Annotated in this window: 15 protein-coding genes; 3 read left to right on the top strand and 12 right to left on the bottom strand. The window is 34.6% G+C overall.

The features are described 5' to 3' along the window. Both U9Q18_00840 and U9Q18_00845 read left to right on the top strand, forming a co-directional pair. On the top strand, window positions 1-1,257 hold a 1,257-nt coding region (locus U9Q18_00840; GenBank protein ID MEA3312905.1), incomplete at its 5' end, for a lipid II flippase MurJ. Between the two features lie 151 nt (window positions 1,258-1,408). After that, entirely contained in the window at window positions 1,409-2,155 is a 747-nt protein-coding gene (locus U9Q18_00845) for a hypothetical protein (protein ID MEA3312906.1), read from the top strand. Here U9Q18_00845 and U9Q18_00850 read toward each other — a convergent pair. The 10 genes from U9Q18_00850 to speD form a co-directional block, all read right to left on the bottom strand. Then, on the bottom strand, window positions 2,152-3,249 hold the full coding sequence (locus tag U9Q18_00850; protein MEA3312907.1) for an MFS transporter: 1,098 nt from the start codon (window positions 3,247-3,249) through the stop codon (window positions 2,152-2,154). The two genes, U9Q18_00845 and U9Q18_00850, sit on opposite strands and share 4 nt — an antisense overlap. Beyond that, window positions 3,233-4,411, bottom strand: a complete 1,179-nt coding sequence (locus U9Q18_00855; GenBank protein ID MEA3312908.1) for an MFS transporter — start codon at window positions 4,409-4,411, stop codon at window positions 3,233-3,235. The genes U9Q18_00850 and U9Q18_00855 overlap by 17 nt, the downstream gene beginning before the upstream one ends. 54 nt (window positions 4,412-4,465) lie before the next feature. Beyond that, the gene (locus U9Q18_00860; protein MEA3312909.1) at window positions 4,466-4,921 is read right to left on the bottom strand and encodes a small multi-drug export protein; all 456 of its coding nucleotides are present in this window, start codon (window positions 4,919-4,921) and stop codon (window positions 4,466-4,468) included. A 42-nt stretch (window positions 4,922-4,963) separates the two neighbouring features. Next, window positions 4,964-6,394 carry a hypothetical protein gene (locus U9Q18_00865; GenBank protein ID MEA3312910.1) on the bottom strand — a complete coding sequence of 477 codons (1,431 nt, stop codon included), beginning with the start codon at window positions 6,392-6,394 and terminating at the stop codon, window positions 4,964-4,966. 10 nt (window positions 6,395-6,404) lie between these two features. Beyond that, window positions 6,405-7,604, bottom strand: a complete 1,200-nt coding sequence (locus U9Q18_00870; protein ID MEA3312911.1) for an ABC transporter permease — start codon at window positions 7,602-7,604, stop codon at window positions 6,405-6,407. Beyond that, window positions 7,601-8,323 (bottom strand): ABC transporter ATP-binding protein, encoded by a 723-nt coding sequence (locus tag U9Q18_00875; protein MEA3312912.1) that lies wholly within the window; start codon window positions 8,321-8,323, stop codon window positions 7,601-7,603. The genes U9Q18_00870 and U9Q18_00875 overlap by 4 nt, the downstream gene beginning before the upstream one ends. Before the next feature lie 32 nt (window positions 8,324-8,355). Next, window positions 8,356-10,176 (bottom strand): efflux RND transporter periplasmic adaptor subunit, encoded by a 1,821-nt coding sequence (locus U9Q18_00880; protein ID MEA3312913.1) that lies wholly within the window; start codon window positions 10,174-10,176, stop codon window positions 8,356-8,358. A gap of 95 nt (window positions 10,177-10,271) precedes the next feature. After that, the gene (locus U9Q18_00885) at window positions 10,272-11,561 is read right to left on the bottom strand and encodes an amidohydrolase (protein ID MEA3312914.1); all 1,290 of its coding nucleotides are present in this window, start codon (window positions 11,559-11,561) and stop codon (window positions 10,272-10,274) included. Beyond that, a complete protein-coding gene (locus U9Q18_00890) occupies window positions 11,558-12,493 on the bottom strand; it encodes a fused MFS/spermidine synthase (protein ID MEA3312915.1) in 936 nt (311 codons plus the stop codon). The genes U9Q18_00885 and U9Q18_00890 overlap by 4 nt, the downstream gene beginning before the upstream one ends. Then, window positions 12,465-12,884, bottom strand: a complete 420-nt coding sequence (speD, locus tag U9Q18_00895) for an adenosylmethionine decarboxylase (protein ID MEA3312916.1) — start codon at window positions 12,882-12,884, stop codon at window positions 12,465-12,467. The genes U9Q18_00890 and speD overlap by 29 nt, the downstream gene beginning before the upstream one ends. A gap of 203 nt (window positions 12,885-13,087) precedes the next feature. Here speD and U9Q18_00900 point away from each other — a divergent pair, with 203 nt between their 5' ends. Then, window positions 13,088-13,483, top strand: coding sequence for a secondary thiamine-phosphate synthase enzyme YjbQ (locus U9Q18_00900; protein MEA3312917.1), 396 nt, complete (start codon window positions 13,088-13,090; stop codon window positions 13,481-13,483). A gap of 48 nt (window positions 13,484-13,531) precedes the next feature. On the opposite strand, the gene U9Q18_00905 is transcribed toward U9Q18_00900, so the two are convergent. Both U9Q18_00905 and U9Q18_00910 read right to left on the bottom strand, forming a co-directional pair. After that, window positions 13,532-14,233 carry a creatininase family protein gene (locus tag U9Q18_00905; protein MEA3312918.1) on the bottom strand — a complete coding sequence of 234 codons (702 nt, stop codon included), beginning with the start codon at window positions 14,231-14,233 and terminating at the stop codon, window positions 13,532-13,534. Next, complete coding sequence (locus U9Q18_00910; GenBank protein MEA3312919.1) at window positions 14,220-14,573, bottom strand: DUF2007 domain-containing protein; 354 nt, start codon at window positions 14,571-14,573, stop codon at window positions 14,220-14,222. Before U9Q18_00910 ends, U9Q18_00905 begins: the two co-directional genes overlap by 14 nt. Window positions 14,574-14,844: the final 271 nt, after the last annotated feature.

Below are 14,844 nucleotides of genomic sequence, written 5' to 3' on the forward strand. Positions count from 1 at the left end.
CTAGGTGTGTTTTCCTTTCAAATTGTGCACGTGCTTACTCCTGGATTTACCGAATATTCTCTTATTAATCTTACAGCAAGGCTTGTAGATTTCTTTGCTATCATTTCTTTGTTCTGGGCTATTGCAAATTTTCTTTACGCAGTTTCCCAGGCGCATAAAAATTTTCTTATTACTGCGCTCGTTCCTCTTATTTTGAATGTGTCAATAATAGTAGGGCTTATTTTCTGGCACAATTCTTTAGGAGTATTTTCATATACTGCAGGTATGCTAATAGGTTCTGTGATTCAAGCGTTTGTAATGCTGTTTTATACGAGACATGTTTTGTCCATTAAGTTTTCCTGGAATTTTAATCCGAAGGGAACAATTCTTGGTATGTTAATTATCCTTTCAATCCCCTTGATTATGCAGCAATTTTCTGGATATGTTGTGACGGTAGTGAGTAATAATATTGCCTCTCGTCTCAGGGAGGGAAGCATTGCATCTCTTGGGTATGCGAACAAACTAAGACAATTTGCTATTGGAATACTTACAGTGCCGCTTGCAACATCTTATTATCCGTTTCTTTCAGAGGCTGCAACGAAAAAGAATATGAAAGAGTTAGGTAATATTTTTTCAAAAAGTATTCGATTTGCATCTTTTTTTATTGTTCCTATTATGTTTGTATTTATTGTATTTGATAAGGCTATTGTGACTATTGTTTTTCAACGGGGTGTATTTGGAATGGAGGCAGTTGCACTTACTGCGCGACCTTTTCAATTTTATTCTCTGGGAATATTTGCTGCAATGATTACCGTTATTTCTATGCGTGTTTTTTTTGCGATGAAGGATATGTGGACGCCTACTATTATTTCTCTTGCAGTAGCTGTTTTTGATATTGTAGTTATGGGAATGCTTGTAAAAATTTATGGACATGCAGGTATTGCGCTTGCAGTAAGTATTGGATTGTATCTATATATGATTCTTCTGCTTTTCTTTCTTCGAAAAAAGATAGGGTTTCTTGGTAGCAAAAAGATTGCTATTTCTATTTCAAAATTTTTAGCAGGTTCAGTTATTGGTATTATTATAATGTATTATTCTTTTAGAAAAATTGAAAGTTTTTTGCCTGCAATAAACTGGTATGTTGCGATGAATTTTTTTGCTTCTCTTATTTTATTCTCACTCGCCTACCTTTCAGTCTTATATCTATTAAAGGCAGATGAAATGATAAGTGCATATTTTGTATTGAAAAAACTCAAAAACAAATTGAAAGGAAAGTAAAATTTATATTTTGCTTTAAAAAGCGCAGGTGTAGAAACAGAAAAGGTATTTTTACTTGATGCTTATAGTGCAGAGAGAGAATGATAATTTTTGGTAAGAAGATTTACCAAAAAAGTCTGGCAATTAAATAGTTTATGAAAATGGAGGTTTTATGAAAAGAAAATTTAGTTTACTGATTTCTCTACCTATGCTGCTTACGTTAGGTTATATTTTTGCTGTATTTTCTGTATTCACGCCTGAGAAAAGAACGTTTGGAACAATTTTGTTAGCTGCTACTCTTGTGGGGCATGTTTTTTATTTATTTGGAAGTGAACAAAGAGCTATACGCAATTTTACTGCTGCAAAAAAATATCTTGATAAAGCAAATAGCGAAAAAGGGACAGACTTAATATTAAAGGCTATTGAGTTAACTAATAATTTAGATAATATTAAGTACTTGGTTGCCGGGACGTGTGAAAATCCTAAGAGTTACAAGAAAGCCGCCGATGTTTTAATCAAAAAATTAAAACAAAAGGATACTCCGTTTTTTAGATTTGTTGTAGCAAGTCTTTTTTATCATTCTGCAAATATTAGGAAAACAGTAGAGTTATTAAAGACAATAAACGTAGGAGATAGTAATATTAAGATAGCACGTCTTCTTGGCGCCTCTTTGTTTGAGTTAAAGAGATTTGAAGAGGCGATAGAGGTATTTAAACAGTTTGCACCTCCAATGCTTCCAATGAGGGAAGATGATCTTGCCTTGCTATTTGGCTTAGGCATTGCATATAATGAATTGGGAGAAAAAGAAAAGAGTAAAAAGTATTTAGTGAGAGTGGCAAGAAAAAATCCACGATTTGGTGGAGTTGATAAAATTTTGGAAAAACTCGAAGAAGAATCGACAACTGACAGAGGAACTTAAGCTTTTTTTATTTGTACAGAGTAATACATATATGCTATAATCGTAAGAAAGAAAGCTAGGTACATTATTCCTTTGTACGTGCCCGTAAGAGTTACAATAACCCCTGCTACGAGAGGGCCAAAAATATTTCCAAGACTTATTGATGATTGAATCAGTCCCGACGCTGTTGCTTTTTCCTTATTTTTTTCAGTAATTTCTTTTAGTGAGCCTGTAAAAAGAAATGACCATGCAAATCCTGTTGCAATCATTGCTGGGATGATCCAGAGGTAATTAGGGACAATAGTAAAGTATAAAAATATTGCCGCAGATAGAATAAGGCCCCATCCTATCGATTTTTTTCCTGAAATTCTATCCATAATAAAATACATTACCAAGAATTGTGTGGCGAAGTTAAATGTAAATAAAATTCCCTTCCAGTAATTGTTTACTCCTATCTGACCCAGGTATAGCACCCAAAAAGCCCATATCCCTGTAGCGCCCATATGTCTTAAAAATAGGGGAATGTATATATGCTTGTTCTTTTTAATTATATTGATTGGGAAAAGAGGTATGTTGATTGCTATGTATTCCTCTTTTTTGATGCTAGCTGCAACAAAGATGAGCGAGATAAAAAATGAAATTCCACTGATAATGAATAAATGTGGTAAACCCAAGAGAGTTGCTACGACACCCGATATGTATTGAGCAATAGCAGAGCCAATTGCTCCAAATGATGAGAATCTCCCCATGGTGCCTTTTTTTTCGTATATATATGCTGCGAGTGCCCCTGGGTAAATACCTGCAGTGGCACCTCCTAAAATTCTTATGAGGAGTAATTCCGTATAACTGCTGGCAAAGTATCCAAGTGTAAAAGCAATGGAAGACGCGAGAAATCCAATAATTATAATTCTTCGCCTACCTATTCGGTCAGCGATTCTTCCAAAAAACCAGGAGGAAAGAAAAATGGTGGCAGAGAAGAATGTAGAGAGAAGGCCTATCTCAAATTTTGTTGCGCCAAACGACTCTGCAAGTTGTGGAATAAAAAGATGTGGTGTGAAGAGTGCAAGATTTGCAAAAAGTTGGCTGATAAACCCTAATTTAACTTCTCTTTTCATCGGTTATTTTGTAATTTTGCATATTTATGTAGAAGAACAAAACTCCAGAGAGGTAAAAAGCAAACATAAGAAGAATAGGCAGTGTATATCCAAACTGTCCAATAAGTATACCCGAAATAGAAGCAGCAATCCCCCAGGAAATATTCCATGACATTTCTGTAATGCTTACCGCTGATGCTTTGATGTCTTCGGGAACTAATTCCATATAAGTATTTTGATTAACAGGGACTGCTGCGTTCATCAGTGCCCCTCTTGTAAAATACGATGTAATGGCAAGATAAGTTTTTTTAGTAAAGGCAAGCACAAGAATAAATGGCAGCGAAAGAGCCTGCATGAGAACAATGGCTTTTATTGCTCCAAAACGCTCTTTAATCACAGGGGCTATTAATGTCCCTGTCGCCGTGACAATACTTCCGATGGAGAAAATAATCCCTATGGAACTTATAGGGAGTTGGAACTTATCTTTAAAGTACAAGTTGAAAAACGGTATTATAAGGCCAGCTCCGGCACCCAACATGAAATTGGTAACTGCAAATATGATAACTATTTTCAGTTTTTTAAAATCTTTTTTTAACGCTTTAAAAGATTCAAAAAACATGTTGAAATTAATTTTTTTCTTTGTCTTTTGCCAATTTTCATTCAATTGATACAGAAAAAAAGAAGATGCAAGAAGGATTATAATACCAGTGAACAGAGTGTATTTCATTCCTATTATCTCTGATTTACTGAGGATACTGGGTAAGAAACCGCTAAGAAGTGAACCGATAAAGTCGCCTATAATAAGTGCTGAAAAAGAAAAGCTGAATAAGTGTGTGCGTTCAAAACTTGAGCTGCTTTCCGTAAGAAATGGTGCTTCTGAAACGATAAAAAACGAAGAACCCATACCCTGGAAAAATGCTGCCCACATCATTAAGTAAGGGTTCTTAGTAAGAATTAAGAGTAAAAGCATGGTGGTCTCAACCCATATACCCAATATAAAGGATTTTTTTCTTCCAATATTATCAGAAATGATACCTGATATAAAAATAAAAAAAGCCAGGCCCCATGGGAAAGCGGCATTTATCATGCCTATATGTGCAGTGCTAATTCCTATTTTACGAAGATATATATTAAATATAACGAAGAAAATGCTAAATCCTATTGCTGCCAGGAAATTGCTCATTAGATAAAGTCGGGCATTTTTTTGGATACTCTTTAGTTTTTTTAGATAAGACATTTATTTGTTTATTCCTTTTAAGGGAATCGTTCCGATTGAAGCAAGCGTAACAATTATTCCTGCGATGATAACACCCAACCCTATTGCAAGAAAAGCTTTTCTTTTCTTCATAGCAAAAAGCTCTGCTGCGAGTGTGCCAGTGTATGCCCCGGTGCCTGGCAGGGGGATTGCCACTAAAATGACAAGTCCCCAGAATCCGTATTTATCAACTAGCGATCTTGCTCTTTTTCTTACATAATTAAGATATTTATCAACGATGGTTATTTCTTCAGCGAGAAATATTATCAGTTGCCACATCAGAAAAACAATAGGTATGAGTAATATGTTCACACAAATTATTATTGCAGAGCTAAGAAAAATATTTTTATTGTAGTGTAAAATAGCCAACGGAATCGAACCTCTTAGCTCAATTCCAGGAAGAAACGTTATAAAAATTAGGTAGATCCATTCTTTCATGAAAATTATTCTAACAGAACTTGAATAATTTTCAATTATTCTTTAAGATTGGTTAATGATACAACTTAATTCACTACTATTTCCTGCTTTATCTATTGCTTCAATTGTGAACGTTGTTTCTTTGTTGTATAAATAGAGGGGAAGATCAAATGTTTTGCTTTTGAACACGAATTTTATATTGCGAACAGTGACTGCAGCATAATCAAAATTATCATCTTCTATTTTGATCTTTAATTCATAAATTGGAGACTCTGATTCTTTTTGTGATTCAAGCAATATAACAGGTGGTGTTGTATCTATATTAAATTCTATCTTTTTTACATCCTCTTTGAATGTTCTCTTATCAGAGAAACCTACTGAATAAAAGTAAATATTCTGTATCCCGTCATTTAATTTTATAGGTTTTTCGTAAAGTATAAAATTTTCATTATTCTTGCTATAGTAAATATCGTATTTATCAATGGAGCTACCTGTATCAACACTGAAATCAAGGTTAACTTCTGAAACATAGAATTCATTTTCTCCATCTGGCGCATAAGGTGTTGCAATAGAAGATGTGTTTATGAAATAACCACCCTTCATTGAGATTACATTTGATTTGATAGGGGTCATTTCTTTTGATGTCCATACTTTTACGTAGGCATCGCTAGATTTTGTGTCAGGTAGATTTAATCCTTTTATAATAATCTTTACGCTACTTACTGCATTTATATCTCTTGGTACTACAATAGCAATCTCTTTTTCTTCTATAGCTGTATCTTCAAAATGCATTTTAACTTCAGGTGAAAGGGGTGGGTTGGTATCATTTATCTTAATATTATTGCGTGGTATTACAGTAAAAGAATCTGAAAGAATAGGTGAAAAGCGGATAAATATAAAATCTCTTGGTGTAGGTTGTACAAAAGTAAAAGGTCCCTTTCCAAATGTCGTAGCCGTGTATCTGTCTAAATTGCCATTTTGGCCTACTGAAAAGTTTATCTCTATTTCGTTATCTAAAAGTTTTATTTCAGGTTTTTTAATTGTACTCACATCAGTTACATGGTAATACTGAGATTCTAAATCAGTATCTTCGTATCTTATATGAAGCTTAAAATATCCAGGATCCTGTGGATTTAAAATTATGCCTTTTTCTATAACGATTGTTATTTCTTTTTTCTTTCCCAGTTCAAAAGGAAGAAAAAATTTAACGCTATGTCCTGAAAATTGTGGGTCTTCAGTAAGATAAAAACCGTTTATAGCAATTCTGTCTTTTGTGTTATCTAATCTTCTTATGGGAATTTTATCATCAAACACAATTGTGATCTCGGTACTTTCTATTAAGTCTGTCTCAGGATAGAAACTTATTGAATACTCTGGGGAATACCCTACATAGTTGTCAGAAATCTCTACATTTACATAGCTTGATGTATTAGCAAACCCTGTAACGGGTAGGAAAAACAAACCAATTAAAATAAAAACAACAGATTTTTTCATTTATTGCCTCCTATTCATACCTTAATGCTTCGACTGGATTTAATTGTGCTGCTTTTTTTGCAGGATAAACACCAAAGAATATACCGATGAGAACAGCCACACTAAATCCCACTATAATGGATGTAGATGTAATACGGGTAGGTATAAAACTCTGAGGAATAAGTAACGATAAAACAACGCCTACAATGATTCCTATTATACCCCCACCTCCAGATATAAGTGTAGATTCCAGAAGAAACTGAAGTAGAACATCCCAATTTTTTGCTCCTACTGCTTTACGTATCCCTATTTCGCGTGTTCTTTCGGCAACAGAGGCTAGCATTATGTTCATAATGCCAATGCCGCCAACAATCAACGCAATAGATCCTATAGCTGTAAGCATGAGAGTAAAAATATTTGTTATATCTGTAGCAAGGTCTACGTACTGTTGTTCGCTATTTATAGAGAAATTTTCTGATCCGTGTCTTACAATGAGAAGGCTCTTAATGCGGGCGCCCAGGACATCCATCGGCATATCATCCATTGCTTTTACATAAATTACCTGGACATCACTTTTTCCTGTATGTGCTTGAAGTGTCGTAATAGGCATGACAATAATATCGTCTAAGTCCATCATACCCATTGAGCCCAACGATTTTAGTGTGCCTATAACTAAATATTTTATATCATTTATCTTTATATATTGGCCTGTTGGATCCGTATTACCAAATAAACTGTCTTTTGTTGTAGCACCTAAAATACATACATTCCGATATCCATCAATATCCTGGTTAGTGAATCTCCTGCCTGAAGCTAAAGTATAGTTTGATACAAAAAACGCATCAACATTTGTTCCTATGCCACTTGTGGAAATTGTCGAATTGCCATACTTTACGCTGGCACTGATGCGAGTCTCTGGTGAAATTCGTGTGTCGGGCAATTTCTTTTTAAGGTATTTTACATCTTCATACGTAAGAGGTTTTAGAACTGTACTTGTCCCTGCCATTGCAGCTTTAAATAAATTCGTTTTTTGCCCGGGGGTAATAATAACGACATTTGAACCAAGAGATTCAATATTCGAAAGAATAGCATGTTGAGCGCCATATCCAACTGAAGTAATAAGAATAAGCGATGCAACACCTACAATGACGCCTAATGTAGAAAGGAATGTTCTCATCTTATTTACTCTGAGTGATGATATTGCCATTTTTATTATTCTTGCAATTTTCATTTTTTTATCTCCACTACATTTGCTACATGTACATTTTCTATTTCTTTTTCTATGGAACCATCTTTTATGTGAATAATTTTATGTGTAAACTGTGTAATAGAGGGATCGTGTGTTACAATAATTTCAGTAACGCCTCTTTCTGTGTTTAATTCTTTCAGGACTTTTATTATCTCAAGTCCTGTTTTTGAATCGAGGTTACCTGTAGGTTCATCTGCAAAAACAATGAGAGGATCATTAATCAAGGCTCTTATTATTGCAACTCTCTGTCTTTCCCCGCCTGATAGCTGTGGAGGAAGATGATTTGCTCTTTTTTCCATACCTATGCTTTCCATTAATTCCATTGCCTTTTTTTCTGCTTTTTTAATGTCTCCTGTTGCGTTGTATACAACAGGAAGAATTACGTTATCCAATACAGTAAGATGTGGTAACAAATTGAAGGTTTGAAATACGAAACCTATTTTTTTATTTCTTATAGTAGCAAGTTGTGTATCATTTAATTTAGAAACATCCTCTCCTTCTAAGAAATATTTTCCACTTGTCGGCGTATCAAGGCAGCCAAGAAGATGCATAAGAGTGGATTTTCCTGAACCTGACGGGCCTATTATTGAAACAAGTTCTCCTTTATTAATATTTATAGAAACTCCTCTTAATGCTTCTACACTTGTTTCACCAAGGCGATAAGTTTTTGTTAAGTCTTCTGCCCTTATTATTTCATTCATAGTTATTCACCTTTTTCTTTCCACTTAGTTTTTTATTTTCCGCCCGGCATCCCTTTAATTCCTCCAACTTCGGTAAACACTGAGTTATAAGGCACCCTAAGGATTGTGTCTCCTTCAGAAAGGCCAGAAATAATCTCCGTATAATCATCAGAGGATATACCTGTTTCTACTTCTTTGCGCTGTATTGTATTGTCACTTTGCACTACATCTACATAATATTTTTCGTCATGATAAAAAACCGATTCAATAGGCACAGCAAGCACATTGTTTTTCATTTGTGTGGTAATATCTACATTTACGCTTAATCCATCCTTTAAAACTATTGATGAATCATCTACTTTTATTTTGATTTTATAAGCTTGTATGCCAGAAATAGCTGTTGTTGAGTTCCCTATATATTCTACAGTACCTTTAACTTCTTTATGAGGAAATGCATCAAAGGTTAAGAGAGCATCTTGACCTTTCTTTATATTCACTGCATCAATTTCATCGGAAAACGCTTCTGCTACAAAGTTTTTCGTGTTACCTATTACAGCGATAGAACCCATTGATATTGCATTTTCCTCTTGAATGTTTAATGATAAAATAGTACCTGATATAGAAGATGTAATGGTATAATCATTTAAATTATTAAGTGCTATTTGCATTGTATTGTATGCTTGTTGTATTTGCAATTCGTCAACCGAAATCTGAATCTCTGCGTTTTCTAAATTTAGCTTTGCTATTTTTAAGCCTGCCTCTGCTTGTGTTAGCTGTGCTTTTCTTACTTCAATGCTATCGGAAGAAGCAGAAGCGCTGTTTTTTGCTATATTGAGGTTTTCGTTTGCAACAGTAAGTTGCGATTCTGCAAATTTAACCTGATTTTCTGCTTGTTTCATTTGGTTATCTCTGGATGTTTTCGCTTGGCTATAGTTTTCTATTGATATTTGCAATGCCACTCTCGCCTGTTCTGCTTGATATCTTGCTCTTTCTATGTCGTCCTCAGATGGGCTTCCATAATTATTTAATCTATCAATATTTAACTCTGCAAGCTTTATATTACTTTCGGTGAGCAAGACCTGATTCTCAAAAGTTTTAATTTCTTCGTCCGATGTATTTGGGTTATTTGCTGCTCTCTTTAAACTTTCTTTTGCAATATCGTTATTAATTTTTGCTTGATTTAGTTGTTCTTCTGCTTGCTTTATGTCTTCATCTGTAGGACCTGATTCCATTAAGGATTTTAAGTTTAACTGTGCAATGGCAAGCGAGAGCTCCTGGGAGTTTAGTTGAAGCTTAGCTATCTTTATAGAAGTATCGGTTGCTTCGCTACTTCCTAAGGTAGAGAGGTTGTTTTTTGCATTCTCAAGGTTAATTTCTGCTTGCTTTACTTGCTCTTCTGCTTGCTTTACCTGTATATGAGAATTATCAGTTTTTACAGCTATGTCCAGGTTTAATTTTGCCATGCTATATGCAGCTTCTGCTGATTCAACATTTGCTTCAGCTTGGGCAACTGTGTTTCCGGAGTTTTCATAATTGATTTTTGCTATATTGTAGCTGACCAGCGTATTCTGATAATTAAACCTCGCTACCGTTGAGTCGATTTCCGCAATCTTATCTCCTTTTTCTATCCAATTGCCTTCTTCTACAAAGAGTTGAATTACTTTGCCTGAAACTTTAGATACTATTGTAATTTTTGGATCAACAGCTACGTTACCTGAGAGATTCACGACACTTTCTATGTTCTTTCTTTCCACTTTTACAGTTGTTAAATTTTTTGCGGTCGGAGGGCTTTTTGAGCCGGTTTTTATAATACTACATCCAGTCAAAGTGAATAATAGTATTACACTTAGTAGGGAAAGCCATATTTTTTTCATTTTTTTATCACTTCTCCTCTTAAAGTATTTTAAACACTCCTAATTATAGTAGATATTAAATGTGATGGAAATATGAATTTTTTTAAACATTTTTGTTATTTGTTAGAGATACGCAATTGTTTGTAGCAAGTTTCTGCTTCTTTGAGTATATTATCCTCATCTACTGTGAGAATTTCCTTGTTTTTCATTACTATTTTTCCATCGACGAGCACTGTGTCAATATCAGATGGATACATAGAATAAGCGACAAGAGAATGAGGATCAGTAAGGGGGGTAAGATGTGGCTTCTTAGTATCTATTAAGATAATGTCTGCTTTATATCCTTCTTTAAGTAATCCCACATCATTAAAACCTAAATTTTTTGCACCATTTACAGTTGCCATTTTAAGCAATTCTTTTGCATTTAGCAGTTCAGGATTTAGTGAAGTACCTTTTGCAAGAAAAGATGTTAATCTTGCATCTTCAATGAGTGCTAAATTATTGTTTGATGCAGCGCCGTCAGTGCCGATAGAAATAGTTAGTCCTGCATTGTGCATTTTATTTATTGATGGGATCCCGGCGCCTATTTTCAGGTTGCTTTGTGGATTTAGAGTAACACCTACATTGTTATTCTTCAAAATATTTATGTCGTTATTGTTCATCCATACACAATGTGCAGCGTTAACTTTTGCATCGAAGAATCTTATTGTGTCAAGTTTTTCTATTGGAGTTATTCCGTACTTTTTCTTAAATTCTTCTACCTCTTCCTTTGTTTCGTGAAGATGAGTTTGCACGAGAACATTCATTTTTCTTGCCTGATTGCTAATTGCTTTCAAGAATTGCAGTGTGCAGGTGTAAGGAGCATGGGGAGCAAAACTTGCTAATATTCTTCTATTTTCACTTTCTTGCCATTTATTTATAAACTTTTCTGCTACTTTTAGCCTTAGTGTGTTTGTACCAATTTTTGAGGCAAGCCCAAAGCCAAGGTTTGCGCGAATGCCGCTTTCTTTTACTGCTTGCGCAGATTTCTCTATATGGAAGTAGAAATCTGCTACTGTAGTAACACCAGCGTGTATTGATTCAATAATGCCAAGAAGGGAGCCAAAATATACGTCTCTTTCGGTTAGTTTATTTTCTATTGGAAAGATTGTATCGAACAGCCATTTTTGTAGAGGGAGATCATCGGCAATACCACGCATAAGAGTCATTGCAAGATGCGTGTGAGCGTTCACAAATCCTGGCATCACAATGTGATTTTTTGCATCTATTACTGTATCGAATTTATCCTTCCATTCTTTTTGTGGCCCTATATAATAAATAAGGGAATCTTTTATTATAAGATCTCCTTCTTGGATTACATTTTTCTCGGTAAGTGTTAAAAATATACCGTTTCGTATAAGAATCATATGTTCTCTTTTCTTGGGAGTGATAAAGGACGAGAATCAGTAATAATTTCTTCCTTATTTTTTGCGAGAGTCTTTCTTATGTCTTTTGGAAGAGAGAATACTCTCATGTGTGATTCTCCGTCGTAGAATTTTAATTCTCCTTCGATTCTCTTTTGTATTTTTTCGTCAATTTCTTTGATGCTTACAGTTTTGGGGTCGTATTTTTTTGAAGCAAGTATAAAACTCCACGTTGTGTCGAAACTTGGCACATATACATAGTAGCTTCTTACCACTGGGAATATTTGCATTAAAGTATTTCTTATTGCGCTATGCATTCTGTAAGTGACTGATCTTAGCATTGATGCCTGCAGGACGAAGATACCATCTTCAGTGAGTCTGTCAAAAAGGAGTGCAAAAAATTCCTTAGTGAATAGTTTATACGATGTGCCTGCTTCAAAGGGCTCAGTTAAGTCACTTATTATAATATCGGTAGAATTTGAGGCAACTTGTGATTCGATAAATTTTCTTGCATCAGTATTTATGAGGGTTGTCTTAGGGTTTTCGAAAGACCCTTTGTGCCACTCTCCTAAATATTTTTTTGCAAGTTCAATTCCGTCTTTATCAATATCTACCATAACGACTTTTTTTATGTTTTTATGTTTTAACACTTCTCTTAGCGTTGCGCCTTCCCCTCCCCCTAAAAGTATAATATTTTTGGGGTTTGGGTGGAGCAGCATTGCGGGATGTACAAGAGATTCATGGTAGATATATTCGTCTTTTACTGAAGATTGAACATCTCCATCAATAATTAGCATCTTTCCAAAAAAGGAACTTTCTACTAATTGAATGAATTGGTATGGTGTTTTAATTTCTACAATAGTGTTTTTTATCCCATGTAAATGTTCTTCGCCAGCGGCGAAAACATCATGGAAGTACAGATAGTTTTTTTCCATTTTCTTTTACTCTTTTGCTAATAATCTCTTGAGTGTATCTCTCGTTTTTTTTCATTCCTCTTTCAATTTCTGTTGTTTGTATATATGTTGCACTTAATTTTTCTGCTACGTATTCGCAGGCCGTTTTGGGGTCTACATCACCGCAGGTGTAAAAATCAAGAGCAGCATAACCATATTCAGGCCAGGTATGTATGGAGAGATGGGATTCAGAAATAACTACAACTCCACTTACACCTTGAGGAGTAAAATGGTGAAATGCAACATCTAATACAATTGCATTAGCATATTCTGTAGCTTCTTTTAAAATGCTTTTTAACAATTCTAAATTGTTAAGTATTTCTGGATTACATCCAGAGACATCCATGAGGATATGTTTTCCTTCGGTGCGCATTTCAGCCACCCCTTTAATAAATAATTTATAGAATTTATAGGGCAAAAATTAAATTATCTTACCTGCGAGTTTATAGCAGATTTTAATTTTTTTTCAATACTTTGTGCTTCGTTTTTATGCTTTTTAGGTAGATATTTTGGTTTAAGTGCGAGTATATTTTGAAATACAAAAAAATGGAATAAAATAATCTTGGGGTGATAGAGATGTGGAAAATTAGTGTAAAAACTGAAAAGCATTCAGAGATTGTAGATATTACTTCTAAAGTGAAACAGATTGTAGAGGCAAGTGGGATAAAAAGTGGTTTGTGCACTGTTTATGTGCCGCACACAACTGCCGCAATTGTTGTAAACGAAAATACAGATCCTTCCGTTAAAGGAGATATTTTACAATCTCTTGATAAGTTGGTACCGTGGGACGATGTCTATTCTCATATTGAAGGCAATGCGGCAGCGCATATCAAGGCGGCTATTATTGGGTCTAGTAAAACATTTATTGTTGAAAACATGGAAATTATACTCGGTACCTGGCAGGGTATCTTTTTTTGTGAATTTGATGGGCCGCGTGAGAGAATTGTCTATGTAGAAATTATTGAACAGTAAAATTAAGTGTTAATTTATTTAGAGACACAGGGAAAGCAAAATATATTTCTATTCCATTTTTTTTAGTATGCTTATGTAAACCTTTATAGATTTTTCGAAAAGGATTTTACCGAGTTTTGCATTTCCGTTTTGCGTATCATTTATAATACCTGTTTTTGTGATTTTATCTTTTATCAGGTCTTCTGAAACATAATATGGAGGCAATATTCTTATTTCTTCTGTGAAAAGGTTCTTATGCACAAGACCAGGATGTAAATAAAGCATCATTGATACCTCTCCTCTTCCTGCATGACCTGCATGGTCATACGGCTCTTCCAATTCTTGAAAGAGCCACCAGGAACCTACTGCAAAGCGAGATTTTTTGAAAATGGGAACAACACTGTCTATGGCACATCTGATCGGAGCAATATTTCCTCCATGCCCATTAACAAATAGAAAATTTCTAAATCCATGTTTGTAAAGAGATTCCAGGTAATCTTTAATTACCATTGTAAGGGTTACAGGTGATATAGAAATTGTACCAGGGAACATGTATGTGACAGAATGGCAATTCCCTACACTAATTGTGGGAGCTACGATTGTTTTTGTTTTTTCCCCTGTTTCAATAGCAATTTTTTCTGCAGTGAAAGTATCAGTTCCGAGAGGAAGTGCATCAGAATGTTCTTCAGTTGCACCAACAGGTATGATAACAATGTGTTTATTTTTTAGATATTCTCTAACTTCTTTTGTTGTCATTTTAAGGAGTTCCATTATCTTCCTTCTCTTCAAATATATTTTCTTTATCTAAGAGCTTTTCTGCTTTTTCCATGTCTATCTGGGCGACATGCACATTCCAGGCCCCTGCACTTCCCATTAGAGGATTGCTTAATACAGCAGACCCTCCAATGCCTGCACCTGGTCTTTTTATCATTACATCTATGCCGTTTGCTTCAAGAAGATTTTTTATGATATCTGCTTCAAATTGGTTTTCGGTAGTTGTGATGACAACCCATCTAAAGTCTTCTTCTGTGATGCTTAACTTTGTTCCACAAAATTCACAATACTCTGAATTGTTGTTGTTTTCTTTCCCACACTTTGGACAAATTTTCATTTTTGCCTCCTTCTGCTAAAATTATAGTCAATAAAACAGAAATAAGAAACGAAAAGAAGGGACAAAAATAAAACAGAAATAAAAACAATAAGAGAGAATAAAGATAATAAAATAATAAGGAGAATGAAACAGCAAGAAAAGAGAAGAGAGCAAAAAGAAAAAAACAGCAAAAGAGGATGAAACTGCAAAGAGAATAAGGGAGCAAATAGAAGAAAAGATGTAAATTAAGAAAAAAAGAACAAAAAAACAAAAAGAAAAAACTAACCATTAA

The organism is Caldisericota bacterium (assembly GCA_034717215.1).
GTDB lineage: Bacteria > Caldisericota > Caldisericia > Caldisericales > Caldisericaceae > UBA646.